The organism is Gemmatimonadota bacterium (genome assembly GCA_030747075.1).
Classification (GTDB): domain Bacteria; phylum ARS69; class ARS69; order ARS69; family ARS69; genus ARS69.
In genome coordinates this window covers 1-25,677 of sequence record JASLLL010000011.1, presented here as the reverse complement: position 1 = coordinate 25,677, position 25,677 = coordinate 1, and the positions used below count along the sequence as shown (strand labels likewise).

Annotated in this window: 22 protein-coding genes and 1 pseudogene; 21 read left to right on the top strand and 2 right to left on the bottom strand. The window is 65.0% G+C overall.

The window, feature by feature from the left end; translation table 11 throughout:
* Window positions 1-2 precede the first annotated feature (2 nt).
* The 16 genes and pseudogenes from mnmE (at window position 3) to QF819_05315 (ending at window position 16,507) form a co-directional block, all read left to right on the top strand.
* Window positions 3-1,364 carry a tRNA uridine-5-carboxymethylaminomethyl(34) synthesis GTPase MnmE gene (gene mnmE, locus QF819_05390; protein MDP6802595.1) on the top strand — a complete coding sequence of 454 codons (1,362 nt, stop codon included), beginning with the start codon at window positions 3-5 and terminating at the stop codon, window positions 1,362-1,364.
* Between the two features lie 7 nt (window positions 1,365-1,371).
* Complete coding sequence (gene mnmG, locus QF819_05385; protein ID MDP6802594.1) at window positions 1,372-3,198, top strand: tRNA uridine-5-carboxymethylaminomethyl(34) synthesis enzyme MnmG; 1,827 nt, start codon at window positions 1,372-1,374, stop codon at window positions 3,196-3,198.
* On the top strand, window positions 3,195-3,836 hold the full coding sequence (locus tag QF819_05380) for a class I SAM-dependent methyltransferase (protein MDP6802593.1): 642 nt from the start codon (window positions 3,195-3,197) through the stop codon (window positions 3,834-3,836). Before mnmG ends, QF819_05380 begins: the two co-directional genes overlap by 4 nt.
* A gap of 595 nt (window positions 3,837-4,431) precedes the next feature.
* Window positions 4,432-5,214: pseudogene (locus QF819_05375) on the top strand (AAA family ATPase).
* A gap of 80 nt (window positions 5,215-5,294) precedes the next feature.
* Window positions 5,295-6,185: a ParB/RepB/Spo0J family partition protein gene (locus QF819_05370; GenBank protein ID MDP6802592.1), complete on the top strand. Its 891-nt coding sequence runs from the start codon at window positions 5,295-5,297 to the stop codon at window positions 6,183-6,185.
* A gap of 140 nt (window positions 6,186-6,325) precedes the next feature.
* Window positions 6,326-7,084, top strand: a complete 759-nt coding sequence (locus tag QF819_05365) for a peptidoglycan DD-metalloendopeptidase family protein (protein ID MDP6802591.1) — start codon at window positions 6,326-6,328, stop codon at window positions 7,082-7,084.
* 106 nt (window positions 7,085-7,190) lie between these two features.
* Window positions 7,191-7,601: a polymer-forming cytoskeletal protein gene (locus QF819_05360; GenBank protein ID MDP6802590.1), complete on the top strand. Its 411-nt coding sequence runs from the start codon at window positions 7,191-7,193 to the stop codon at window positions 7,599-7,601.
* A gap of 281 nt (window positions 7,602-7,882) precedes the next feature.
* A complete protein-coding gene (locus QF819_05355; GenBank protein MDP6802589.1) occupies window positions 7,883-9,067 on the top strand; it encodes an isocitrate/isopropylmalate family dehydrogenase in 1,185 nt (394 codons plus the stop codon).
* Between the two features lie 83 nt (window positions 9,068-9,150).
* Complete coding sequence (gene spoVG, locus QF819_05350; protein MDP6802588.1) at window positions 9,151-9,447, top strand: septation regulator SpoVG; 297 nt, start codon at window positions 9,151-9,153, stop codon at window positions 9,445-9,447.
* Window positions 9,448-9,644: 197 nt separating this feature from the next.
* A complete protein-coding gene (locus QF819_05345; GenBank protein MDP6802587.1) occupies window positions 9,645-11,294 on the top strand; it encodes a thrombospondin type 3 repeat-containing protein in 1,650 nt (549 codons plus the stop codon).
* A 35-nt stretch (window positions 11,295-11,329) separates the two neighbouring features.
* On the top strand, window positions 11,330-11,995 hold the full coding sequence (locus tag QF819_05340; protein MDP6802586.1) for a flavin reductase family protein: 666 nt from the start codon (window positions 11,330-11,332) through the stop codon (window positions 11,993-11,995).
* A 30-nt stretch (window positions 11,996-12,025) separates the two neighbouring features.
* Window positions 12,026-12,526, top strand: a complete 501-nt coding sequence (locus QF819_05335; protein ID MDP6802585.1) for a hypothetical protein — start codon at window positions 12,026-12,028, stop codon at window positions 12,524-12,526.
* A 553-nt stretch (window positions 12,527-13,079) separates the two neighbouring features.
* Complete coding sequence (locus QF819_05330) at window positions 13,080-15,062, top strand: S9 family peptidase (GenBank protein MDP6802584.1); 1,983 nt, start codon at window positions 13,080-13,082, stop codon at window positions 15,060-15,062.
* Window positions 15,059-15,619, top strand: a complete 561-nt coding sequence (locus tag QF819_05325) for an HD family hydrolase (protein MDP6802583.1) — start codon at window positions 15,059-15,061, stop codon at window positions 15,617-15,619. The genes QF819_05330 and QF819_05325 overlap by 4 nt, the downstream gene beginning before the upstream one ends.
* On the top strand, window positions 15,616-15,966 hold the full coding sequence (locus QF819_05320) for a Smr/MutS family protein (protein MDP6802582.1): 351 nt from the start codon (window positions 15,616-15,618) through the stop codon (window positions 15,964-15,966). The genes QF819_05325 and QF819_05320 overlap by 4 nt, the downstream gene beginning before the upstream one ends.
* An 85-nt stretch (window positions 15,967-16,051) precedes the next feature.
* Window positions 16,052-16,507 carry a DUF2203 family protein gene (locus QF819_05315; GenBank protein ID MDP6802581.1) on the top strand — a complete coding sequence of 152 codons (456 nt, stop codon included), beginning with the start codon at window positions 16,052-16,054 and terminating at the stop codon, window positions 16,505-16,507.
* On the opposite strand, the gene QF819_05310 is transcribed toward QF819_05315, so the two are convergent.
* Window positions 16,504-18,333: a sulfatase gene (locus tag QF819_05310; protein ID MDP6802580.1), complete on the bottom strand. Its 1,830-nt coding sequence runs from the start codon at window positions 18,331-18,333 to the stop codon at window positions 16,504-16,506. The genes QF819_05315 and QF819_05310 overlap by 4 nt on opposite strands.
* 183 nt (window positions 18,334-18,516) lie before the next feature.
* Here QF819_05310 and QF819_05305 point away from each other — a divergent pair, with 183 nt between their 5' ends.
* On the top strand, window positions 18,517-19,344 hold the full coding sequence (locus tag QF819_05305) for a fibronectin type III domain-containing protein (GenBank protein ID MDP6802579.1): 828 nt from the start codon (window positions 18,517-18,519) through the stop codon (window positions 19,342-19,344).
* A 352-nt stretch (window positions 19,345-19,696) separates the two neighbouring features.
* Window positions 19,697-20,638: a PorV/PorQ family protein gene (locus QF819_05300; GenBank protein MDP6802578.1), complete on the top strand. Its 942-nt coding sequence runs from the start codon at window positions 19,697-19,699 to the stop codon at window positions 20,636-20,638.
* Window positions 20,639-20,654: 16 nt separating this feature from the next.
* Here QF819_05300 and QF819_05295 read toward each other — a convergent pair whose 3' ends face one another.
* On the bottom strand, window positions 20,655-21,464 hold the full coding sequence (locus tag QF819_05295; protein MDP6802577.1) for a UDP-2,3-diacylglucosamine diphosphatase: 810 nt from the start codon (window positions 21,462-21,464) through the stop codon (window positions 20,655-20,657).
* A gap of 186 nt (window positions 21,465-21,650) precedes the next feature.
* On the opposite strand from QF819_05295, the gene QF819_05290 reads away from it, so the two are divergent.
* The 3 genes from QF819_05290 to QF819_05280 all read left to right on the top strand — a co-directional run.
* Window positions 21,651-23,159: a Do family serine endopeptidase gene (locus QF819_05290; GenBank protein ID MDP6802576.1), complete on the top strand. Its 1,509-nt coding sequence runs from the start codon at window positions 21,651-21,653 to the stop codon at window positions 23,157-23,159.
* A 24-nt stretch (window positions 23,160-23,183) separates the two neighbouring features.
* A complete protein-coding gene (locus QF819_05285) occupies window positions 23,184-24,044 on the top strand; it encodes an RNA polymerase sigma factor RpoD/SigA (protein ID MDP6802575.1) in 861 nt (286 codons plus the stop codon).
* A gap of 213 nt (window positions 24,045-24,257) precedes the next feature.
* The coding region (locus tag QF819_05280; protein MDP6802574.1) for a formylglycine-generating enzyme family protein at window positions 24,258-25,677 on the top strand (1,420 nt) is incomplete at its 3' end.

The window sequence follows — 25,677 nt, the reverse complement described above, 5'->3', positions numbered from 1 at the left end:
CGATGGGGCCGGAAGATACGGTCGCGGCCATCGCCACAGCGACCGGCGAGTCCGGGATTGCCGTGGTGCGCGTTAGTGGGCCGGAGGCAATCGCCATTGCCGGGAAACTCGCCGGGCGCGCGGACGGTTTTCACCGGACCGCCAGCCACACCGTGCACCACGCATGGTTGCGCGACGAAACAGGGCGCCTTCTTGACGAAGCCCTGGTGACGGTCCTTCGCGCACCAAAGACCTACACGGGCGAAGATGTGGTGGAGTTCGGCGTGCACGGCGGAACGGTGGTGGCGCGCCGCGTGCTTCGCGCGGTGCTTCGTGCGGGTGCGCGACTTGCGGATCGCGGGGAGTTCACACGACGCGCGTTTCTGGCAGGCCGTGTGGACCTCTCGCGCGCAGAAGCGGTCGCGGACCTGATTGCCGCCAAGACCGACCGGGCGGCCGATGCGGCGCTGTCGGGAATCGCGGGTGGGCTTGCGCGCAAGACCGAAGAGATTGAAGAGCATCTGCTGGACGCACTGGCGCGAGTCGAGGCGAACATCGACTTTGTGGAAGATGCGGGGGCGGCGCCGCGTGGGGAAATCGAAGAACAACTGGACCACGCGACCACTGCGATCGCGGACCTCATCGAGAGGGCGCCGCGGGCCCGGCGCTTGCGTGACGGTGCGTCGGTCGTGCTGGTCGGTTGCGCAAATGTCGGCAAATCGACGCTCTTCAACGCACTGCTTGAGACCGACCGCGCGCTCGTGTCAGAGACCCCCGGAACCACGCGAGACTTCCTGGAAGCGTGGTGTGATTTCGGGGGTGTGCCGACCCGACTGATTGATACAGCGGGACTCCGGGAGGACACGGAAAGCCCCATTGAGACAGAGGGGGTTCGCCGCGCCCGATCGCTGGGGACGGAGGCGGACCTTCGCCTTGTGCTCGTGGAGGCCGGCAAGGTGTGGGCGGCCGAAGACGAACGACTGTGGCAGAGCGAGACAGCGTCGGCGTCCCTGCTTGTCAGAACCAAGAGCGACGTGTGCAGCGTAGGTTCCGCCACGGCGCACCCACCCCGGGGTATTCTGGTCTCCGCGCAAGAGGGGCAGGGGTTGGGGGCGCTACGAGAGGCGATCGCGGACCGGCTCCTGGAAGGCGTCGGTCGGGAACCGGAAGACGACATCTTCCCGGGCGAACGACACGAAGACGCCCTCCGTCGATCGCTGGCATCAGTAACGCGGGCGCGGGAGACGCTGACCCGCGGGGGCGCGGAGGAGTTGATTGCCTCCGATCTGCGGGACGCCGCAGTCGCGATCGGGGAAGTCACGGGAAAAACGGTGGACGAAGAGGTGTTGAACCGCGTGTTCGAACGATTCTGTATCGGCAAGTGAGGAAGGAATGGGCGAGCACGACACACAAGCGGACATTGTGGTGGTCGGGGCCGGCCACGCGGGCATTGAAGCGGCCCTGGCCGGAGCGCGTTCCGGGTGTCGGGTGGCACTGCTCACCCTGGATCGAGCGAATATCGGGCGGATGTCCTGCAACCCGGCGATCGGCGGGCTTGCCAAGGGGCATCTGGTTCGTGAAATTGACGCACTCGGCGGCCAGATGGGGCGCGCCATCGATGAGGCCGGAATCCAGTTTCGAATGCTGAACACGGGGAAGGGGCCGGCTGTCCGGGGGCCCCGGGCCCAGGCCGACCGCCAGCACTACGCCAGCGTGATGACCCGCGCGATCAGCGAGAATCCGCGGATTGAGGTTGTGGAAGGAGAAGCGGGGTCGATCGAGAGAGGGCCGAACGGAGAGGCCACTGGTATTCGCATGGCGTGCGGCCGCCAGATCCGGTCCGGAGCGGTGATTCTGGCGACCGGGACATTCCTTGGGGGCCGGATCTTCCTCGGAAACCAGGAGATGGCGGGGGGGCGTCGCGGAGAACCGGCCTCGAACCCACTTGCGGCCTGGTTGAGGGCGACCGGATTTCGAGTGGGCCGCATGAAAACCGGCACACCCCCACGCATCCTCCGTTCCGACCTGGACCTTCAACACCTTCGGCGGCAACCCGGAGACGAAACGCCCCGCCCCTTCTCCCACTTCACAACGGGTCTTTCCGAGAGACAACAGGTGGACTGCTATCTCTCAGGCACGACACCCAAGACCCACACGATCGTTCGCACTCACCTTCGGGAGTCACCGCTCTATTCCGGGCGGATTCAGGGCACCGGCCCCCGCTACTGCCCCTCTCTGGAGGACAAGGTGGTGCGGTTCCCGGACGCGGAGAGCCATCAGATCTTCCTGGAACCAGAGGGAAGCAACACAGACGAGATCTACCTGAACGGCATCTCCATGAGTCTGCCGGAAAGAATCCAGACGTTCGTACTCAGAACGATTCCCGGAATCTTGCCGAAGACCGTGCCGTACAGGCCGGGGTATGCGGTGGAGTATGACTTTGTGGACCCGACAGAACTCCACACATCTCTGGAGACACAGAGAGTGCCAGGCCTCTTCCTTGCCGGACAGATCAACGGAACCACCGGATACGAGGAAGCGGCCGCCCAGGGATTGGTGGCCGGCGTGAATGCGGCGCGCAAGCTCGCAGGGAAAGACCGGTGGGTTCCAGGGCGAAACGAGGCCTACATAGGAGTTCTTGTGGACGACCTCACCACCAAGGGGACCGAAGAGCCCTATCGCATGTTCACATCCCGGGCCGAATATCGACTGCACCTCCGGCAGGACAACGCAGACGAACGCCTCCTCTCTCACTCGCGGGAACTGGACCTCTTGACCGCAGAGGACCGGAAGCGCCTGGAGCGTGGAGTCGAGAGAGCAAGGGCGCTGCAAGACCTTCTTCAGCGTACCCGTCGGGGGGGGCGGACGCTTCTGGAGGCGTTGGCGAGGCCGGGGAGTTGCGTGGCGGATTGGATGGAGGAGATTCCGGAACTGGGACAGTATTCGCCCGATGAACAGGAACGCGCGGAAGTGGTGGGACGCTACCAGGGCTATTTGAAGCGAGAGAGAGAGCGGGTCCGTCGCTTTCGGGGGCTGGAGGCTCGCGCCATCCCCCCCGGTGCCGACTTCCGGGGAATGCACGGGATCAGCACAGAAGGTCGAGAGAAACTCACCCGAGTGGGGCCCGCCACCGTAGGGCAGGCATCGCGGATCCCCGGGGTCTCCCCGGCGGACATCGGTGTCCTTCTGGTGGCCCTTCGACGAGGAACCGCGCCATGACCCCGGCGGAGGTGGCGGCGCGCCTTGGGGGGCTGGTGGAGCGAGCCGGAGGTGGCCCCGACGGATGGCAGGAGAGAATGGCCACCTACGCCAACCTTCTGGCCGAAACGAACCGGCAGATCAACCTGGTGTCACGACGGGCCGCCGAAGACCTTCTCGGGAGCCAACTGGTCCCCTGTCTGGCCATACTGGATCTCTTTCCCCCTGACTCCACCCTTCGCGTGCTGGACGCGGGCACCGGAGGCGGCCTGCCGGGGATTCCGCTTCAGATCCTCCGCCCACACATTCGACTCGACCTGGTGGATGCCACCCGAAAGAAGGTCCGCTTTGTGGAGGAAGCGTTGAGCGCCCTTGGGCTGAAGGGTTCCTGCGCCCACCACTGTCGCATCGAAGCCCCCACAGCGGCGCTTCTGGACCGCGCACCCTTTGATCGAGTTGTGTCACGAAGCATGGGGGGGCGACCCGCGCTGATCGGGGGCACTCAACCGATCCTGGCCCCCAAAGGGGAACTGTGGGTCTTTGCAAACCCCACCGACCCTCATGTGCGTCCCTGGTCGGAGACAGACGGAACGGTGCGCACGGGCCTTCTTCGGCTCATACCGGCGCACCCCAAATCCAGCCAGACGCACCCTGAGTAGGTGGGTTGGTTTGGTTGTGTTCTGAAGATTGTTGTTTTTCTCCACCCTCCCCACCAACTCCCCTTATTGAGCGAACCTCCATCCGGGTCGCAGGTTATGCAGGCCCGGCAATGACTGACCCTGCCTGGAATCCGACCGAGGAAAGCCCGGGTTGGGAGTCTTCAGGTAGACTGGGGATCGATTCCGCCTCGCCCCCGCGCCCAGACACCCACCCGGGTGGGGGACGGCTGGGGGCCGCCTGGCGCACGGAAGGTCCGCGCCCGGGGTCCCCAAGAGCCCAGTTCGTTGGGTTGTCGTAAGATACGCAAGCGAAGAGACAAGCAGCAGGACCGACGAACCACCCTGGCCGGGCACGCCTGGACCCCATTTCCCAACAACAATCTTCAGAACACAAGGGAAAGAGAGGGACCCTCCCAATGCGTCGACCCCACGGCAGTGTTTCACGTGAAACTCCCACAGCGATCCGGGACGATGTTTCACGTGAAACCCCCACCCCCACAAGTTCCTCCCACGAAGAGCAGTATCGGGTTTCCCGCCGCAGGAGGTTGGGGTATCGTGCGGACCAACTCCCCAGCGAGGAGCGTGAGAGGTGGAGATGACGGGAGAAGCGCAACGCCCCCAAGGGCGCATTGTGGCGATCACAAACCAGAAGGGCGGCGTTGGCAAGACCACCACGGCCGTCAACCTGGCGGCATGCCTGGCCAGCTCCGAAAGGCGCGTCCTTCTGGTGGACATGGACCCGCAAGCCAACGCCTGCAGCGGCCTGGGTGTCTTTGATCGCGACGAGACACAGGGGATTTACGAGGTGTTGATTGACGAAAGTCCACTAGCCGAGTCGATTCGCCCCTCGGAGATTCCCTACCTGGACCTGGTGCCCTCGGGGGAGAAGCTGTCCGGGGCGGAGATTGAACTGGTGGGGGTTCTTGCGCGGGAGCACCGACTGCGCGCCGCCATGGCCGGGATCACGGCCGAGTACGACTATGTTTTTCTGGATTGCCCGCCATCCCTTGGCCTCCTGACGGTCAATGCCCTCACTGCGGCCACCTCGGTTCTCATTCCCATCCAGTGCGAGTACTACGCACTGGAGGGGTTGAGCCAACTCTTGAACAGCGTGAGGCTTGTGCAACGGAGCCTCAATCCGGACCTTGAGATTGAGGGGGTCCTGTTGACCATGATGGATCGCCGCCTGAACCTGTCCCAACAGGTTGCGGACGAGGCCCGCCGGTATTTTGGGAGCAAGGTGTTTGACACGGTGATTCCCCGAAATGTCCGCCTGGGCGAGGCTCCCAGCCACGGCAAACCCATCATTCTCTACGACATTCTGTCTCCCGGGGCGGTGAGTTATATGAAACTCGCGGGGGAGATCATTGAACGAGGTGCCGGAACCAGGACGGTTTCGGGCGATTATCACCAGGAGACCGCCCCGACCGCGGAAGCGTCAGGGGACGGAGGGAAGCCATGATAAAGAAGGGCCTGGGGCGTGGACTGGAGGCGTTGATTCCAGAAACTTCCGCGTTTTCCTCCCGCGAAGGGGATCTCGTTCTTGCGCTGTCGGTGGATAGAGTTGTCCCCAACCCAGACCAGCCTCGCCGGGATTTCGACGAAGAGGGGCTGGAGCGCCTGGCGGAGAGCATTCAGGAACGCGGAGTTCTTCAGCCAATTCTGGTCAGAAGGGTGGCGGAGGATCGGTATGAAATCGTCGCGGGAGAGCGAAGGTGGCGAGCCGCAATGCAGGCTGGCTTTCGTGCGATTCCTGCGATTGTGCGGGAAACCTCGGATGAGGACCTTCTCACGCTGGCACTGATTGAGAATCTGGTTCGGGAAGACTTGAACCCCATGGAAGAGGCGCGCGCCTTCCAGAAGCTCCAGCAAAGCACCGGGTGGACACAAGAAGAGATCGGGAGGCAGGTGGGAAAGAGCCGGGTCCATGTGGCCAACACTCTCCGCCTGTTACAATTGCCAGAGGACCTGCAGGCCGAGGTGGGGTCGGGGGTGTTTTCTGCCGGGCACGCACGGACCCTCCTGGCGTGTGAGACGGAAGAGGAATCACGCAGCCTCGCCGCACGCATCCGCGCCGGGAACATGACCGTTCGGGAGGCAGAAGCGTCCGTTGCGGAGAGCGCGGCACCACTTGCGAAGAGGCCGAAGCGCAAGCGCACAGTGCGATCGGTCTCTCCGGAGATTCAGGAAATGGAAGAACGCCTGCGGCGAGTCTATGGAACCCCTGTCCAGATTCATGAGCGGAAGGGAAGGGGGCGGGTTTCGCTGGAGTTTTACTCCCTCGACGACATCACTCGCCTGACGGACCTGCTGCTGGCCGCAGAAAACCATCCGGCCTCGCTGGCCTGATCACAGAACCCACACGGTTTCGGCGCGGGTGGGCTTGGTAGTATAAAGAAAGACACATAACGGGGTGACCGAACCGGGGTTCGCGCCACCTCCCAATGGCTCCACCGGGGTTCCACCGGTGGCTGAGGGCACAAAGACCGATGCGCACAATGTTTCGCCGGAAGATCTCCATTCTCGTTGCGCCACACGGAGGGGGCGGTGGGTGGTCCGTTGTGGTTCCCCTGCCCCTCGCGGTGGGTGCGGCCCTGCTCTTTGCGGTACTGATCGCCGGTGGGTTTGTGGGTGCCCTGGTCGGGTGGGACGGACTGGCACGGGGTCGCGAGAATGCCCACCTGGCGAGGGAGGTGGCGCGCCTGGAGGAAGAGGTTCGGCGCATAGGGGTGCTGGACAGAGAGTTGGTGGAGTTGCGCGAGTTTGAGACTCGCGTGCGGCGTTGGGCCGGGATTGGAAACGCCGAGTATCTTCCAGACACAAGAGAACCCGGCGCGGCTCCAGGCTGGGAGGCAGAGGACAGGCTTCTGGCGGAGATCCCCCTTTTCCCGCCAGTGACCGGGTGGGTTTCCAGGGGGTTTGAGCCCGGACTGGACGGGCATGCCGGTCTGGATTTTCCAGGGGAAACGGGCGATCCCGTTCGGGCGTCAGCGCCCGGAGTGGTTCGATCCGCCCGGTGGGACGACACCTTTGGGGAGGTGGTGGTGCTGGACCACGGAAACGGACTGACCTCCACCTACGGCCACAACGACACGCTGCTTGTCGAGGTGGGGGACCTTGTTTCTGCGGGAGAAGAGTTGGCGCGACTTGGCAGCACAGGTCGCTCGAGCGCGCCGCATCTTCATTTTGAAGTACGCGCTGGCGAACAACCACTGGACCCGCGTCGACTGCTTGCGAGCGTGTGGTGATCACACATCACACCGACAGTTGGGTGAAGTTGTGGGGCGCGGGAACGAAGGAACCATCCAGTTCAAACGGCACGAAACAGAACCACTCACCAGGGAGGCCAAGACGATGTTTGATCGGAAGATGAACTCCCCCACGCCCGAACGCGGCGGGGCTGCCACCACCGACTCTCAGACTGCGCCCTCAACGAAGTCGGCACCGGTGGCCGAGACAGTCCTCGGAGAAGGGGCACGCTTCAAGGGAACAGCAGAGATTGCGGGATCCGTCCGGATCGAGGGTCGCGTGGAAGGGGAAATGCGCGCCGGGGACTCGGTTGTGGTGGGTCGGACCGGAAGTGTCGAGGCTTCGATCACTACCCGACGGGCTGTGTTGGGGGGTAGATTCCAAGGGAAGATCGACGCCGAAGAGCGAGTGGAGATGAAGGCGGGAAGCCGAGTGGAGTGCGACATTGTGGCACCCAATATGGTGATGGAGAACGGGGTTTACTTTAGAGGAAACTGTAGGGTTGGGAAGAAGTAGCGGAACGGCCCACTCCTCCCGTCCAGAACTTCATGCAAGGCATGGAGTTGCGCGCGTGGTGGATATGTGGATAACGGTCGGCATGGCGGTGGTGGTTGTGTAACAAACACAAAATCAACCACATAGCACAAACCAGCTCACGGGTTTCAGGGCGCTTATCCCCAAGTTCCCACAAGAAGACAAGTTGGGGAAGGCCAGGTGCAAGGAGCGGGATTGTCGAGTCGGGAACCCGGGATAAAGACCCCAGGGACGGCAAGGAACAAGACAGGACAGGTGGTGAGATGAAGAAGACCTATTCGCTGGTTGTGTTGCCGGGAGACGGCATCGGTGTGGAGGTGACGGCGGAGGCCATGAAGGTGCTCCATGCCGTCGGAGACGCATCCGGTGTGTGCTTTGACCTGGAGGAAATCGAGTGTGGCGGGCACTACTACGCCGAACACGGAGTGGAGTGGCCGAGCGGCAGCCTTGAGAAGTGCCGGGCGGCGGATGCCATATTCCTGGGCGCCGTGGGACACGAAGAGGACGGCCTTCCGGTCTTCACGAAGCCGGGACAACCGTACGACACCCCCCAACTCGCTGGATATGCGCAGGTGATCGGCAACCGGATGGAACTGGACCTGTACGCGAATGTGCGGCCCGTTCGCCTCTACCCGGGAGTCTCCCACAAGGTGCACGGAGAACTGAAGGGTGTCTGGTCATCGGAGAAGGTGGACTATGTGGTCGTTCGAGAGAACACAGAGGGCGCCTACACCGGAGAGACGCACGAACTGAGCGCGAACGAAGGTGGCCCCGGCAGGGAAACGCCCATTCGGATCACCGAGGCCGGGACGAAGCGCATTGTCCGTTACGCCTTTGATCTGGCGCTTCGCCGGGCCACAGAGCGCCAGGGAAGCCCCTCAGACAGAGCGGCACTCGTGACCTGCGTCGAAAAGTCGAACATCATCGGTGCGCATCGATACTTCCGCGAGATCTTCCACGACATCGGCGCGACCGAATACCCGGAGGTGCCCCGGGACACCGCCTATTTTGACGCGTTCTGCATGTGGCAGGTGCGCAACCCGGAGTGGTTCGATGTGGTCGTGGCTCCCAATCTTGTCGGCGATGTGGTCTCGGACCTCGGGAGCGCCACCCAGGGCGGGATGGGTGTTGCGGCAGGCGGGAACATCGGAGAGCGGCACGGGATGTTCGAGCCCATCCACGGCAGCGCCCCCAAGCACGCCGGGCAGGACAAGGCCAACCCGATTGCTGCGGTCCTCGCACTCCGAATGCTCCTTGGCTGGTTGGGGGACCAGCATACCGACGAGAGACTGCAAGAGGCCGGCCGTCGCGTGGAAGGCGCGGTGGCAGAAGTTCTTCGGGACGGAAACCACCTGACCTACGACCTCTCCGAAGACGGGCGGGGCGCAAGTTGCTCGTCGTGTGGAACCGCCCTCGCGGAGGGAGCTGTCACAAATGTGCAATGGTGACCAAACTCCCCTTGAATACAAGCGGCATTCCGAGGATACTGCCTACTCTGCCGGGCGCGTTCCCCCCATCCGGAGTCTCTTGCGTGGAAATCACCGAAGTCCGTGTCAACCTGCAACATGAAGAGGTTCTCAAGGCCTTTGTGTCCATCACGCTGGACGATTCTTTCGTCGTGCGTGGACTGAAGGTGATCGAGGGCATGGACGGCCGGTTTGTTGCCATGCCAGCCCGCAAGAAAAGAGACGGCACCTTTCAGGACATTGCGCACCCCATCAACCGGGAGATGCGTGCCTACCTGGAGGAGTGTGTTCTTTCCGCCTACGAAGACGCTGCGCAGGAGGGCATTCTGGAACCCGAAGGTGTTGCGGAAGAGGCCCTCTGAGTTCCCCCCCCCCTCAAACACCGCCCCCCGTACCGCACCAGCCCCACGAACGCTGGATCCCGTTGACACAAGACAAGTTGTCGTGCACATTGGCCGGGCTGTGCCCGTAGGAACGCGCAGGGACCCACCGGGGTTGGTCCTCCGGGCGGGAGAACAGCGCCCACCGGGGGCTTTGCGGCAGGAAAGCGGGGTAACGCATGATGTTCGCACGCGGAGCGGGGGTGGCCCTCGCGCTGGGAATGCTCGCTCCTGCGGGGACGGGTGCTGCCATCGTTCAGGTGGATGTGCGGGAGCGCATCTTCGAGGTCACGCCCTACCTTGGCGGACTCTTCCTTGACACCCACAGCGGGTACGCGTCAGCTGGCGGACTCACGGGCGTTCGCGCTCAAATCAACAACTCGCCCCACTGGGGACTGGAAGCGACGCTCGGCCTCGGGCCCGGATTCACCCAGGAGTGGACGGAAGGCCGCCTGGATTCCTATCGCTATTACCCCACATACAACAGCCAGGGGGACGCAGTCGGCCTGGTGTTCACGGACCTGCAGACCACCGAGACCCCCCGCACCAGAAACGCCACGCTTCTTGCGTTCGGCGGGTCCGCCCACCTCAATCTCCTGACAGGAAAGATCCGCCCCTTCCTGACGCTGGGGGCCGGGTTCCTGGACGACATCAGCAACAGGGACGAAGACCCGGTCGGGCCGCTGTCGAATGGGTATGTGGAGTTGGGATTCGGGATGCGCGTTCACCGAACGGACGGTCTTGCCGTGCGCCTGGATGTGAAAGACCACATCATGCGAAAGGACAACCTTCCGCGCCGCAACGGCCAGGCCGCCTACATTGCGGCGCTCAAAGACCTGGCATCACAGGGCGGGGCGGACGGAGTCCTCGGCACGGAACCCTTCGACCCCTTCGACCACAGCGGGCGCCGGTGGCTTCACCACATTGGCGTGACGCTCAGCGTCTCGTTTCCTTTCGGGTGGGTTTGGAAGGACGAGGATGTCGACTTGGTTGCCAACCGCTTTGACGAATGCCCCGGCACCGTGGCCGGGGTCGTTGTGGACCCCGTGGGGTGCGGGATTGATTCCGACGGAGACGCCATTTTCGACGGACTCGACCAGTGCGTCGGCACGCCACTTGGCGCCATTGTCGACTTGCAGGGCTGTCCCAGCGACATGGACGAGGACGGCATTCTCGACGGAATCGACCTCTGTGATGATACCCCCGCCGGCGCGTTTATCGACGACGGGGGTTGCCAGTATGACACGGACGGAGACGGCATTCTCGACGGGCTCGATGTCTGCAACTCAACCCCCACCGGATCCGCCATCGACGATCGTGGCTGCATGAACGACCCCGACGAGGTCGCGCTCCTGAAGGACGGCGCCATTGTTCTTCGCGGGGTGGAGTACGATGGGCCGACAGAGGACATCAACCCGGTTGCGTTCGCCCGGATCAACCAGATTGGGACCATGCTTCGCAAGTGGACCACCCACGACAAGCACCCGCTCCTCATCGAAGTGGGCGTGTACGGAGGCTCCAGTCGTTCGGAGTGGCTGGACATTCGCCGTGCGGGGAACATGGTGCAGTATCTCGTGGAGAAGTATCAGGGCATCGCGCCCAACAACATGGTGTCACGCGGACACGGAAGCGTACCCGAGGAGTCGGATCGAGAACTGCGGATCGAGTTTCGCGTGATCGGCCCCGGAAACGCCCCCGAGGAGTACCTCCCGCCGGAAGAGACGGTGGAGTCGCCGGCAGTGGTTGAGGGCCCCGTCGATGGCATGGAAGACGACATGGAGGCCCCGGAGGATATCCCGTTCCCTGGACTCGATGACGATCTCGAATAAACGCGGGTGAAGTCGCGCCCCGGTGGGGGAATCGCGTGACACAAAGACTCGACCCCTCTCAACACTCCGCATCCGAACTCTATCGTCTGATGGCGGATGTGATTGCGCCCCGCCCCATCGCTCTGGTGACGACCGTATCCGCGGCCGGGGTTGTCAACATGGCGCCGTTCTCCTGGTTTCAGGCGGCCGCATCCAGTCCGCCCCTGCTCACGCTGGCGGTGGCGCGCCCGCGACCCGACCACCCGAAGGACACGGCGTACCACGCGATCGAAAGCGGCGAGTTCACCGTGAGTGTCGTCACCGAAGAACTGGCGGGCGCAGCCAATCTGGCTGCGGGAGATTTCCCGTCGGATGTGTCGGAGGTGGCGGTGACCGGCGTGGAGACGGTGCCCTCCGAACGCGTGGCCCCGCCCCGCGTCGCGAACTCTCCCGTGGCGATGGAGTGTCGCCTGGAGAGACACCTCGCGCTTGCGGGGGGCAGCATTGACTTCCTGATCGGGGAAGTATTGCTGTTCCATGTGGACGAGGGGGTGCTGGAGCAGGGCGCCTCACCGGAAACAATGCCCCTTGTCGCCCGCATGGGAGGGAGGGCATGGTGTCGCACGCGCGACCGATTTGATCTGGACCTCCCGCCGAAAGCCTGGGCGCGAGGCATGACGGCGGATTGCGCGAAAGGCGCGCGCCCGCCGGATCCGGAGTGACTGAGGGCTGACCACAAGAGGAGGGAACCGGTGAGTTTCGCACGAACCTCGGGATGCGCCATTCTGTCCGCTGCCGCACTGTTGCTTCAGGCCGGGCCGACCACCGCAACTCCCCCGACGATCCTGGCCTACGGAATCCGCGCCGGTCTCTCCAGAGGCCCGGACCAGGTCACTGCTGGCGGGTTTGCCCGCCTCGGGCCGGTGGGGCAGAAAGGCTGGCCCGCGAAGTTTCACCTTCGCCCCGGACTGGATGCGGGCGTCGGGGACGGCGCGTTTTCCATGACCGCAACCGCGGATTTCATCCACCCGGTGGATGCGCCCTCCCTAGCGGTCCTGCCCCATCTTGGCGTCGGACTGACGCTCGACCATTCCAGATGGAAGGATTCCGGCACACGAACCGGCCTGGGGGTCTCCATTCTCGGCGGCTTGGGGGTGGATCTTGCGCCATTCAAGCGGGGTACGGTGGAGGCTCGGGTCGGTCTCGGGCGAATCACAGATCTCCGGCTCTCGGTGGGCGTCAGTTTCTCATAAACCGTGCAAATAACGGTCAAACCGAGAGCGCAACCGGACGATATCCCCCATGACGGTGGAGGGGTTCCACGCTCATCCGCGTTGCACCATTGCGGAATCCCTGCCCGTCCACGCAACACCCCTCCCAGGGGTGGATCTGTCGAAGCGCCCCCCCACAGGAGAAGCGGTCTCCCACATTGATGCCGCGCGCGGGGCCACCCGAGGTAATCCCAAGGACGAGTCAGGCCAAGTGCCCACGAACCGCGAACATCGCAGGAGACCGCAATGTCCTGTGGAGGGGTTGGGGGAGGGCGGCCCTTTACCGGCGACCTGTCCGGGACGCGGTAATCGTCGCCCCCCCGTACACCCACTCCTCGCCGGGCACCTTCTGCAGGGTCCGTGCCAGCGGGGCGACGCAACAATCCGCAACCCACCCCCACAGATTGATCGGCGCGGAGTGCTCGGCGTTGCAGAGTGATCGCCGGGTGTGCATTCTGCGGCACCCCACGCCGGAGAGTGGTACTCTGCGCGACAACCCCTTGACCGTTGCGCAACCTTCACCGGGAGCCAACTCATGGCCCGCAATGTCCGAGTCGACGATGTATTCCGGCAGATTCTCCCTGCGCCCCCCGCCGTTTCTCCGGACGGGACCCGCGTCGTCTTTCCCGTCACGCGTCTTGATCGAGCAAAGAACCGCTATGTCTCCCACCTCCACGAAATGCCCGCGGGCGGCGGGCGCTCACGCCCACTCACGCACGGTACGGTCTCTGACGGCGCTCCCGTCTGGAGTCCGGACGGGAGTCGTGTCGCATTTGTGTCGGATCGTGGAGAGTCACCCGGCATCTGGATCCTTCCGATGGATGGCGGTGAGCCCCGCGAACTGTTCAATCCCGGTGGTGGGCCGGTTGGCGCGCTGTCGTGGTCGCCCACCGGGAAGGAACTGGTCTTTCAGCACATCCGTGTCGAGAAACTCACCGACGAAGAACGCACGAAGCGCCCCGCGTTCAAACACATCACCAGCCTCTGGCACAAAGAAGACGGCTTCGGCTGGTTCCGGGGCGAGACCTGGACCCTCTGGCGCGTGTCCTTCGCGACCGGCAAGGCGAAGGCGCTCACCCCCGGCGACACGCACGACCACTCACCCCGGTGGAGCCCCGACGGGAAGCGGATTGCGTTTTCCTCCGCCCGGGGGAAGGACCGCGATCGCTACCCGGACCAGACGGACATTTTCGTCATGGATCGCACGGGCCGGAATGTTCGCTCCATCACTCCCGGGACCGGCTCCCGCGAAGTCCCGCGCTGGAGTCTCGACGGGAAGCACATCTACTGGATCGGGTACCGTGGCGGTCCGGGTGAGTGGCTGCGGCATGAGAGTGAGATCTGGCGTTCGCCCGCATCCGGAAGAGGGCAGCCGCAACCGCTGAACCCCGGGCATGACCGCTGGCCCATGAACATGGTGGGCACGGACACGAACGGCAGCGGGTTTGGCGTGGTGCTGGAACCGTACATGGACGGTGACGAAGAGCGCGTCGCGTTCGGTTCCGACGAGGAGGGCTCCTACCGCATCTACTCCGTCCCGGCCCGGGGTGGCGCCCGCCCCCGGCTGGAGGTCGGCGGGAAACTCTCCGTGCTCGGGCTCTCCGTTCCGGCCGAAGGCTGCGCCGTGTACCTCGCGACGACGGCCTCCGACCTCGGCGAGTTCCACAGCGTTTGCCTGAACGGGACCGGTGAGACCAGACGCCTCACGAAGATCACGCGCCCGTTTTTCCGCCCGCTTCGGTATCGCAAGCCGGAAGAGTTCCACATTCGAAGCGGCCCCCACGACATGCAGTGCTGGGTGGTGAAGCCGCCGGGGTATCGCAAGGGGCGCAAGTACCCCTGTCTCATTCAGGTCCACGGAGGCCCGATGACCCAGTACGGCGAGACCTGGTTTCACGAAATGCAGGTGCTTGCCGCGCAGGGCTGGGTCGTGGCGTACTGCAACCCGCGCGGCAGTTCCGGACGCGGGATGCGCTTCATGAACTGCATCGACGGCAAGTGGGGCCGCTCCGACTGGAACGATATCCAGAACCTCACCAACCACATGGCCCGGCGCCCGTATGTCAACGCCCGCCGAATGGGCATTCTCGGCGGAAGCTACGGCGGCTTCATGACGACCTGGGCCGTCGGCCACACGAACCGCTACCGCGCCGGGGTGACCCAGCGTCAGGCGGGGGACTTCTGGGTGCACTATGGCTCCAGCGATTACGGGCACTACCGCCGGTTCTCCTTCGGCGCAAATCCCTGGGAGGACCCGGACACATACCATCGCGCTTCCCCCAACTTCTTCGTGAAGAACATCCGAACGCCGCTTCTCATCATTCATTCCGAAGGTGACCTCCGCTGCCCGATCGCGGAGTCGGAGGGGCTCTTCACAGCGATGAAAGTGCTCGATCAGGCGCCGTGCGAAATGGTCCGATTCGAAAACGAGTTTCACGGACTCTCCCGCTCCGGGAAGCCGCTCAACCGCGAAGAGCGGCTGAAGCGGATCGTGGACTGGTTCGAGAGATACCTGTGACGCCGCCGAACAGAGCGTGGGTCGAAGACCTGCTGAACCTCAAGCGCACGCCGCGCACCGGGTGGTTTCGTGTGGGGGTGGATCGTCCGGAGTCTGTCGCCGACCACAGTTTCTCCGCAGCGCTGCTCGCGTGGCGGCTTGCGCGGGACGGCGGGGGGGGACTCGACGCGGGGAAGGTGCTGCTCATGGCGCTGCTGCACGACTTTCACGAAGCTCAGATGACCGACATCCCCACTCCGGCGAAGAAGCACTTCCCGCCCGAAGCGATCGCCGGTACGGAGGCCGCCGTCATCCGGGAACAGTGGGGCGATGATCCCGCCTCCCGGGAACTCCTGCGCGAACTGGAGCAGGGGGAGTCGGCGGAAGCGAAACTGGTGTGGGCCGTGGACCACCTGGAGTTTCTACTGCAGGCCATTCGCTATCGTCGAGCGGGATACCGCGACACGGCACCCATGTTCGTCCGGATGAAGGACGGACCGGCGTGGACTCACCCGATCACGCGGCCCGTGCTGGAAGACTACCTGGCCGACCTCTCCGACGATCCGGAGACCCCGTGACCCGGCCGGAGGACCCCGGCGAGGTGGAGGTCCCCATCACGGGCGAACTGGACCTGCACACCTTTCACCCTTCCGAAACAAAGGACCTGGTGACCGAGTATCTGCGTGCCTGCCGGGAGCGCGGGATTCTGGAAGTGCGCGTGGTTCACGGAAAGGGAACCGGCGCCCTCCGTGAGACGGTTCATGCCGCGCTTCGGGGGATTTCGTTTGTGAGGGACTTTCGTCTGGCAGGCGAGGCTGCCGCCGGATGGCTGCCCTTTGACGGGGTGGGCCGCCGGGGCGGTTGGGGCGCAACGATGGTGCGCTTGTGGGGCGCAGACGACGAGCCACGCGAAAAACACCGCTGAGACAGGAACATATTCCCGCCAGCGAGGGTTTCACATGCACCCCCCCCCAGTCTCCCCCCGTCCCTTCGGAGCTGGAGGTGACGACATGGAAACCCGACCTGACCCGCGGATCTTCTCGATCCCCGAAGCCAACCGTGCGCTCGGTTTCCTTCGCGCGGCCCTTCCCCGGATTCACGGCATGCTCGAGTCCATCGAGGGCGTGGAGACCCGTCTCTCTGTACTGGGACTCATCTGTGGTCGCAGCGTGATGCCCGGGAATCCCGACCTCGGCGAGTACATGGACACTCGCACGCGATACCACCGGAACATCGATTGTCTCGACCGGCTCGTGTCCGGGCTGGAAGGGCGCGGTTATCTGCTCCGCGATGTGGCGGACGGGGTGGTTCACTTCTGCGCGCTCCGGGGGAAGCAGCCGGTGCTTCTGTGCTGGTGCCAGAAGGAGAGCGAGGTCTGCCACTGGCATGACCTGAAGGAGTACCGCAAGAACGGAGAGAGGGCCGCACGCCACGACATGTGTTCGTGGAAGCGCGACAAGGGCTAGCGGATGTATCCGAGTGCCTTCAGCTGCTCCACAAGTGCGGGGTCGAGGTGGTCGCTCGCGTCGCGGGCGGCCATCGCTCCGGCGGATCCGACGCGCGCCACCCATTCCAGGAGCTCCACGCGAAGCGACTCCGCCAGTGCGGCTTCCCGGGCCGCGAGGTCCACGGCTTCGGCGGGGTCCGCATGCAGATCGAAGAGGCGGATGGTGGTCGCTCCGGCGGGGAGGACCGCTTTCCAGCGGGCGGTGCGCAGGAACTTCTGCTCCTCGCCGTACAGCACCGCTTCCCCGAAGGCGGCGGTCGCGGGAGGCATGGAGGTCAGATCGTTGCCCCGGAACGCGGGGTGGGTCGGGAGCGGCACTTCCGCCACACCCGCCGCCGTCGGCGCAAGGTCCACGATGCGGCCCAGCCCGCGAGCCACCACCGGCGCACCTCCCTTCGCCGGGCGGATGATCAGCGGCACGCGGACCACCTCGTCGAACATGGCGTGTCCGTGGCCATACCCGGCGTGGTCCCACAACTCTTCCCCGTGGTCCCCGGACAGGACGATCGCGGTCGTCGCCAACTCCCCGCGCCCCTCCAGGAATCGCCATACCCGCCCGATCCCCGCGTCCGTGCGCGCCACTTCACCTTCGTAGAGGCGGGCGATTTCCGCGCGCCCCCCGTCGCCTCCCGGGAAGCTCCCGGCACGGATCTCCTCCACGGTCAGCGAAGCACCCACATGCACCGGCGGCGGACCGAACAGTCGGTCCCACGGAAATCCCGGCCAGTTCGGCAGGTGCGGATCGAAGTAGTGCAGCCACAGGAACCACCGCCCTTCGCCGGAGTGTACCCACCGCATTCCGCTCGCGGAGAGAGTCTCGGCACAATCCAGCGCGAAGAACCTCAGGAGCACCTTCGTCAGCGCACGACAGATCCGCATTCCGGACAGGTCGGCAACCGGCTCGACACGCTCCGCGACATCGAAGGTGTCGAACCCGCGTGAGAGGTTCCCCGTGGCGAGCCACGGGTTCGAGACGATGGCCCCGGTGCGCATGCCCGCGTCCCGGCATGCCTCCGCGAGCGTCGGCACATCCGCAGACAGCCCGGACAGCTCCTCCAGCATTCTGTGCTCACCCGGGTGGCTTCCCGTCAGGAGGCTCGCCAGCGAAGGAAGCGTCCACGGAGACGGGGCCACACAGACCGGGTAGAGGGTTGCGCGCCGGGCGATCCGATCGGTGTGGGGCGTTCGAGCCGAGGGATTCCCGCACATGCCGAAGGAGTCGGTGCGAATCGTGTCGATCGTCAGGACCAGAAGGTTCGGCCCGGAGCCGGAGCCTTTCGGAGCGGACCCCGGGGCAAGCCGGAGCGCCATCGGCAGCAGGAGAAGCGCGGCCAGAGGAGCGACGCGCAGGAGTGCCCGATTCGCTCGCCCCCCGCGCCCCCGGAGCGGAACCCCGATCGCCACCGCGCCGAGAGCCCCCCCCGCCGCGAGGGCGGCCACCAGGCCCAGGGCCACCGCCGCGTCGGCGGCGTCCCACGGGAGGCGCTTGTAGAGGAGTTTCCCGACAGCGAGAACACCCGGGAGGCACGCGAGCCACACCACTCCACCCGCCAGAGCGCGGGAGGCGCGCCACGCGGGCGCGACAAGCAACGGCAGCGCGGGCAGCAGTCCGGCCAGCGCGAGCACCGCGCCCAGTGATGCCGCCGCCGGAAGCCGCGCGAAGGGGAGCGCTCCCCCGGCGGCGAGGAGCCCGTCCGCCAACCCCGCGACCGCGCCGAGCAGGATCGCCAGCGTGGCGAGAACGCCGGATCGTCGGGCCCGTTCTGTGATCGCGGGAGGAAGCAAGGTTTCACCCGGTGTGCGGGGAGATTGATCGTCGCTTCACGGTAGGAGATGCCTTTTCCACCGTCAACGCCGCGCATGCACATCGAGCCGTGGTGCATCCGACCGCCCCGCCTGACTGGACATTCCCGCGTTCCATGTTCACTATTCAGCCCAGCCCGACGCGGGCGGAAAGGTGAACTCCCCATGAGACGGATTCGAATCGCGTTCGTTCTCCCGCACCTGCTTGCGGGCCTGCTCTTCGCGGGCTGCGAAGACAACACCCTGTCCACATGCGACATCCCGCCCGCGGTGCCCACCGGGGTCATCACGGTGACCGGAGACGGCGAAGTGACGATCTTCTGGAATCCTGTCTGGGAAGAGGATGTGGCCGGGTATGGCGTCTACCGGTCGGCCACGCTCGACGGCGCGTATGTACGAATCGCCACTCGCGAAGGCGTGGCGACCGATTACCACACCGACTCCAATGTCGTGAACGGAACGACCTACTTCTATGCGGTCGACGCCTACGACCTCAACGGCAACGAGAGCGCCCTTTCCTACGAGGACGCGTTCGACACCCCGCGCCCGGACGGAACGGGGATTCTCGTCATGGCGCGGGAAGAAGTGCCCTCTTCCTCCGCGCTCGACTTCTCCCTCTACGGGACGGCGGGGTTTGTGACCTCCCACATTGCGGCCTATGCGGACCTGGTGGTTCTTCGCGACAGCGGCGTGCTCTACGCCGTGGGAACGGTCATCGGCGGTTTCCCCAACGACATCCAGGACATGGGCTACACCTACACCATGGACGAGATCTCCTGGGCACCCGCGGAAGGCTGGTCCATCTCCCCGACCGGCGTGGAACTGATCCCCGGGCACACTTATGTGGTGTGGACCTGGGATTCCCACTTCGCGAAGTTCCGCGTAACGGAGGAGTACTTCACAACCCCGGGGATTCCGGCAGGCGTCCAGATTGACTGGGCCTACCAGACCGACCTCGACAATCCGGAGTTGTCGCCCGCTTACTCCCCATAGAACGACACAAAAAGCGTGGAACCCGCCGCCCTTTCGAAGGGTATGATGATGGACGCCGCTTCGCGCGAAGCGCGCACAGTGTCTGCCGAGAGAGGGCGGAACGAACCGCCCGCGAGGTTTCCGACACCGGATTCCTTGTCGGAAGGGACCGCAAAGCTGATCGGGGAACAGGGGCCCCGGGACTGCGGCGGCACCCGACTCTTTCGGTCCGGGGGAGGAGGCGACTCCTCCCCCTTGTTATGGGCGCCGGTTTCATGCGTTTGACAGGATCTTCCCGCGAACCCTATACTGCCGCCGCCTTTCCGCCGAAGATCGGGGGGGGCTCTCCGGGGCCGGAAAGCGAGGGAGTAGCATGATGCAACGCTTTTTCTGTCGCGGCGCGGGCGGTTCGGTCCGGATCGCGTTCGCCTGCGTGTCGATTGCCGTTCTCTCCCACACCCCGGCGAGTGCCGCCTCTCCCGGAGACACCGGCCTTGCGTTCCTGAAAATCGGCGTGGGCGCGCGGGCTGCGGGCATGGGCGAGGCCTATGTCGCGGTTGCCCAGGACGCCACCTCCCAGCACTGGAACCCGGCGGGCATCGCCACCGCGCGTGGGCTGGAAGTCCACGCCTCCCACAACGAGTGGATCTCCGATGTGCGCTACGAGTGGCTGGCCGCCGTCAAGGGACTTCGCGGCCATGCCGTGGGAGTTCACATGGCGCTGCTCAGCATGGGCGAACTGGAAGGCCGCGACGCCAACGGCGACTTCACCGAGAACTTCCGCGCGTGGGACATGCTTCTCGGGCTGACCTATGGCCGGAGGATTTCAGAGTCACTGGAGATCGGCCTGACCGGGAAGCTCCTCCACGAGCGAATCCAGGGCTTTGGCGCGTCCGGCGTGAGCATGGACTTCGGCGCCCGGTACCGGACGCCCGTCCGGGGACTCGTTCTCGCCGCGACCGCCACGAACATCGGCACACCCATGAAGTTCGAGCACGACGAGTTCGTCCTGCCCGCCGGAATGCGTGCCGGACTGGCTTATCGTACGCGGCGGATCCTCGAAGGGCTGATCCTGGCGGCGGACGCGGTCATGCCGAACGATGCGGACCTGCGGGGCCACCTCGGGATGGAACTTCGCGTCCACGAAATGGTCGCCCTTCGGGGTGGCGTCAAGCTCAACCACGACGAAGAGATGGGAACCGCCGGACTGGGCGTTCACTACGGCCCCTACCGGTTTGACTACGCCTACACGCCTTTCACCGAAAGTTCCAGTCTCGGGGATGTCCACCGCGTGTCCATGACCTGGAACCGCTGACCGACCCCGGAGGGGATCAGCCTGCGGGGTCCGCGTCCGTATGCCCGCCGGTGCGCGTGCTCCAGGGGTCCGCATCGGCCCGGGGGGCACCTGAACGCCAGTCCTCCCATGTGAACTCGCCGTCCTCCAGTCGAAGTGCCGAGAACAGCGACATCCAGTCACCCAACACAAAGAGGCGTCCACCCGGGCGCGTTTCCGTGTGGCGAACATGAAGGTGGCCCATGAGGAATGCGTCGTGACCGGAGGCCAGCGCGCCATCCACAAACTCCGCAAGCGGCGCGTCGATGCGGAACTCACGGCCAGTGAAGTGTGTGCGGCTCACGCGCGAAAGGTGCGCCCCCAGACTGTAGGCGAGGTCGGGATGCACACACCTCAAGAGGCCGATCACGACGCGGTTCCGAAGGACGCGCTTGAGAAATGCGTAGCCGGCATCCCCGTGCGGCGCGATGCCATCCCCGTGGGAGAGATAGAGACGGAACCCCTGATGCTCGACACGGACCGGGTCGCGGAGGATCGACATTCCGGCCGCCTCGCGGAAGGTCCGCCCGACCCACCAGTCATGGTTGCCCCCGACGAAATGGACCGGCACCCCCCGATCGGTCAAGTGCCGGATTTCACGGAGCACACCAAAATAACGCACCGGCATGACATGGCGATATTCAAACCAGAAGTCGAACAAGTCCCCGAGAATGTAGACCGCCTCCGCCTGAAGATCCCCGGCTCTTCGCAGGAAGTCGAAAAGCCGCTCTTCGCGGAGACGGTCGGCATCCGGCCCCTCAGAGGACCCCAGATGCGCGTCGGAAACGAAGAACACGGGGCGGGCCATCCGAGCCTCCTGAGGGTCGAGAAAGGTGCGAAGGGAATGAAAGCGGCCCCTCACACGGGAATACGCTCCATGACTTACGGGAAAAACACCCCGGATGGCAACTTTTCTTCCATTCGGGTGTAACAGAACCACGGGCAGACACACACACCATCGGAGGGAACCCCCTCCACGGAAGGACCGATTCTCATGAGCAGACCCATCTCCCGCATTTCGGCAGCACTTCTTCTTCTGGGAGCCGGCGTGCTGGTCGGGTTGGTGATCTCGGTGCGTGTGGACATCGGTCCGGCCTCGGTGGATCGCTCCGAGGCGATCGCGCAGACCGTCCTGCCGGTGGGGCTTCCGGTTGCCTCACCCCATGCGGCCAGCCCGTTTGTGGCTGTGGCCGGGCGGATTGTGCCGTCCGTGGTGGCCATCGCCACACGAAAGAAGGCCGTGGAAGGCGCGGGAGGCTTTCACCACCCCTGGGGCCGGGGATTCGGGCTGGAGGAGATGTTCCCCAACGCCCCGAGGCAGCGGCAGCAACCGCCGGACCACCCGGGCGGTTCGGGATCCGGGTTCGTCATCGACCCCGACGGATACATCCTGACCAACAACCATGTGATTCAGGGTGCCAGCGAAGTCACCGTGCGATTCGCGGACGGGACTGAACTGGACGCGAGAATCGTCGGTCAGGATCCGGAAACGGATGTGGCCGTGCTTCGGGTGGATCCTTCCGGCATGGACGGGGGGTTGGTGGCGCTGACAATGGGCGACTCGGAGCAGATCCGGGTCGGCGACTGGGCGATCGCCGTGGGGAACCCCTTCGGGCAGTTGCAGGGAAGCGTCACGGTCGGCGTGATCAGCGCGAAGGGGCGGACGGACCTGAACATCATGGGCGGCACGCCTGTCTACCAGAGCTTCATCCAGACGGATGCGTCCATCAACTTCGGGAACTCCGGCGGTCCGCTGGTGAACATCGAAGGGGAAGTCATCGGCATGAACACGGCCATCAACGCGGCCGGGCAGGGGATCGGGTTTGCCATCCCCGCGAACATGGCGCGGAGTGTCGCGCAGCAACTGATCGACGGCGGCCGGGTCGTGCGCGGCTATCTGGGAATCCTCCCGCAGGAACTGACGGAGGAACTGGCCGAGAGCATGGACATCGCGGGGACGGAAGGCATCCTCATCGGGCAGGTCATTGAAGACACCCCGGCGGATCAAGGCGGACTCCACACGGGCGACATCATCACAAAGATGGACGGCCGACCCGTGTCGGAAGTGAACGACTTCCGCCTGCGTGTGGCGGAGCAACCGGTCGGGAGCCCGGTGAAGTTTTCCGTCCTGCGTGACGGGAGGAAGAAGACCGTAAAGGTGGTGCTCGACGAGCGGCCCGGATCTCCGGCGAAGAGCATCCCCGAGGAGGAAGAGGACGCATCCTGGGCCGGGATCACCGTGGACGAGATCAGTCCGGAAGAGGCGCGGGACTTCGGAATGTCCGGCGACGCGGTCGGCGTCTTTGTGGTGGGTGTGGCGCCGGGGAGTGCGGCTGACGGCGCAGGCATCCAGACCGGCGATGTCATTCTGGAAGTGGGCAACATGGAACTGGACCGCCTCGCCGACTGGGCGAAGGCGGTGGAGAAGTATCGTGACAAGCGGGCCGTGGCCATTCTCCTCAAGCGAGGGGACCACACCCGCTATGTGGGCCTCAAGCCCTAGACCATCCCCGAAGAGGATCCGATCGTGGCGATCAGCACAGCAGCAGCGAACAGAACAGACGAACCCTCCCTCGATATCTACCTGAGGGACATTCGCCGCACCGACCTGCTCACCCCGGAGGAGGAGCGGGAACTGGCGGTCAGAATCCGGGCCGGAGACGCCGCCGCCCGCGACCATCTCATCTGCGCGAACCTGCGGTTTGTGGTGCGGGTGGCCCGAACATTCACCGGCCGGGGGCTCTGCCTTTCGGACCTGATCAACGAAGGGAATGTCGGGCTGATTCGAGCTGCGGAGAGGTTCGACGAGAACCGCGGGTGCCGCTTCATCTCCTACGCAATCTGGTGGATCCGGCAGGCAATCCTCCAGGCCATCTCCGAGCAGACGCGCGTGGTGCGACTTCCCATGAACCGGGTCGGCAAGGCTCTGAAGGTCTACCGCCGGGGGAACGAACTTCGGCAGGAACTGGGCCGGGACGCCACCGCGGAGGAGATTGCCGACAGCATGGATCTGACACCGGCCGATGTTCGCAAGCACCAGATGCTCAACCAGCGTCATGTGTCGCTGGACGCTCCCACTTCCGCAGACCAAGACTCTACCCGACTCATGGACCTGATCACGGACGACCGGGATACCCCACCCGACGATCGAGTGGTGGAAAAGGACATGAGGGGTGATGTCCGGTCGGCGGTCAAATCGCTGGACCCACGGGAGCAGAAGATCCTCCGCGACTACTACGGCATCGACACGGGCGAGGGCGTGACGCTGGAGACGATCGGAAGGGACCTGGGCATCACACGGGAGCGCGTACGCCAGATCAAGGAGCGTGCGTTGCAGAAGATTGCCGATCTTCCCGAAGGGCCGCATCTGCACGGGTACCTGAACTGACCCGGGGGCGATCCTCCCACCCCACCCCCCACATTCGCTCCGGCTGGCCCCGGGGAGGGCTGGCCACGCTCTGGGGGGGGCTGGCGGGCGCCAGGCGCCGCACTTGACGCGCCGGGGGCAACTTCTGGTATCATTCACCAACATATGGACAGAAGCCTGCAGGTGATGTCCGAATCCGGGTCCTGCCCCAAGCACCCCCCCCGAAGGTGCCCCGTGAGCAGAGTACTGCCAGTCTTGCCGTCGCGCCTTCTACCATCGCCGGTCGCCCTGTTCCTGATCGCCGCGCTGGCGGCCGGGTGCTCCCGGCCTTCCGATGACACCCCCACCGGCATCCCCGTTCTTCAAGAGGAAGGGCCGTCGAGCATTGTCTCCGGCTCGATGGACTGGGATGCGGGCGTGGACGCGGTCGGGTCGTTTGTTGCCGTCACCGGAGGGGAACACGCCGTGGTCCTCCGGCCCGGGGATCTGGTAGCGCGGGACGAGTTCGGAACCGTTGTGTGGAGGGTCGCGCCGCTCGCGGTCGCCCCCGAGGTGATCGGCCGGACAACCTCTTTCACCGGGGCGTATGGCCCGGGCGTGGATCTTCGGGTTCCTGCGCCGCGCCGCGACCTTTCTCTCCCGGTGCGCTTCGCGTCCGATCCGGGGCTTCCCGGGTCGGCCGTCACGCTCGCGGTCGAGACGATCGTGGAACACGATCCCGCCTGGACCGTCTGCGCGGACGGCGTCGAAGTGCTGTCCGCGGCGTTGTCGGGTGCCGAGAACGAGGTCTCCTTCCGAAGCGCCGGGGGTGTCGCGTTCCACATGGGGCTTCCCGTGGCCGGGGACGCTTCCCGCGCGTCGGCATCCTGGACGACGCTGGGGGTGTCGGTGGAGGCGCCCGGGAGAGCGCGCGTGTCATCGGGCGTCTCGGCGGCATGGCTGGCATCGGCGGAGTTCCCGGCCGCACTTTCGCCCCGCATCCGGACCGGGGGGTACGCGCCGATGATCGCGACCTTCCACCTGGCTCCGGCCGTCCCGGGCGGTTCCGCCGCAAGCCTCGCCGTGACCTATACCGACCAGGTTCACAGCATGCTCGATGTCCACATCAACTGGGGAGACGGCGTGGGCGAGCTGTTTCAGGACAACCAACCGGTGCATCGGATCCACGAGTACTGCGAATCGGGCACTTACCGTGTGCGATTCCGCATCCGCAACCAAGCCGGACTGGCCCAAAAGAGCGGCTTGGTGGATGTGACGGTCGGTCCGTCCGCCGCTCCGGGCTTCGTGCTGATTCCGGCGGGGAGCTTCACCATGGGAAGCCCGGTGACGGAACTGGGCCATAGTTCAAACGAGACGCAGCATACGGTGACGCTGACGCAGGACTTCTACATGTCCACGCACGAGGTGACGCAGACCGAATACCTCACAGTGATGGGGACGAGTCCGTCGCACTTCTCCGCGTGCGGGGGGAGTTGCCCCGTGGAAAATGTCAGCTGGTACGACGCGGTGGCCTACTGCAACGCGCTTTCGGCAAGCGAAGGGCTGACCCCGTGCTACTCGGGAAGCGGATCGGGGACGGTCTGCGACTGGAACGCGAACGGGTACCGCCTTCCGACGGAAGCGGAGTGGGAGTACGCGTGCCGCGCCGGGACGG

Bases quoted from the DNA above. Each gene is read 5' to 3' on its own strand.
- QF819_05330 (MDP6802584.1), top strand. From the start codon at position 13,080: ATGGCCCGCAATGTCCGAGTCGACGATGTATTCCGGCAGATTCTCCCT.
- QF819_05305 (MDP6802579.1), top strand. From the start codon at position 18,517: ATGAGACGGATTCGAATCGCGTTCGTTCTCCCGCACCTGCTTGCGGGC.
- QF819_05290 (MDP6802576.1), top strand. From the start codon at position 21,651: ATGAGCAGACCCATCTCCCGCATTTCGGCAGCACTTCTTCTTCTGGGA.
- QF819_05380 (MDP6802593.1), top strand. From the start codon at position 3,195: ATGACCCCGGCGGAGGTGGCGGCGCGCCTTGGGGGGCTGGTGGAGCGA.
- mnmG (MDP6802594.1), top strand. From the start codon at position 1,372: ATGGGCGAGCACGACACACAAGCGGACATTGTGGTGGTCGGGGCCGGC.
- QF819_05315 (MDP6802581.1), top strand. From the start codon at position 16,052: ATGGAAACCCGACCTGACCCGCGGATCTTCTCGATCCCCGAAGCCAAC.
- QF819_05365 (MDP6802591.1), top strand. From the start codon at position 6,326: ATGCGCACAATGTTTCGCCGGAAGATCTCCATTCTCGTTGCGCCACAC.
- QF819_05345 (MDP6802587.1), top strand. From the start codon at position 9,645: ATGATGTTCGCACGCGGAGCGGGGGTGGCCCTCGCGCTGGGAATGCTC.
- QF819_05360 (MDP6802590.1), top strand. From the start codon at position 7,191: ATGTTTGATCGGAAGATGAACTCCCCCACGCCCGAACGCGGCGGGGCT.
- QF819_05370 (MDP6802592.1), top strand. From the start codon at position 5,295: ATGATAAAGAAGGGCCTGGGGCGTGGACTGGAGGCGTTGATTCCAGAA.
- QF819_05355 (MDP6802589.1), top strand. From the start codon at position 7,883: ATGAAGAAGACCTATTCGCTGGTTGTGTTGCCGGGAGACGGCATCGGT.
- QF819_05295 (MDP6802577.1), bottom strand. From the start codon at position 21,464: ATGGCCCGCCCCGTGTTCTTCGTTTCCGACGCGCATCTGGGGTCCTCT.
- mnmE (MDP6802595.1), top strand. From the start codon at position 3: ATGGGGCCGGAAGATACGGTCGCGGCCATCGCCACAGCGACCGGCGAG.
- QF819_05300 (MDP6802578.1), top strand. From the start codon at position 19,697: ATGATGCAACGCTTTTTCTGTCGCGGCGCGGGCGGTTCGGTCCGGATC.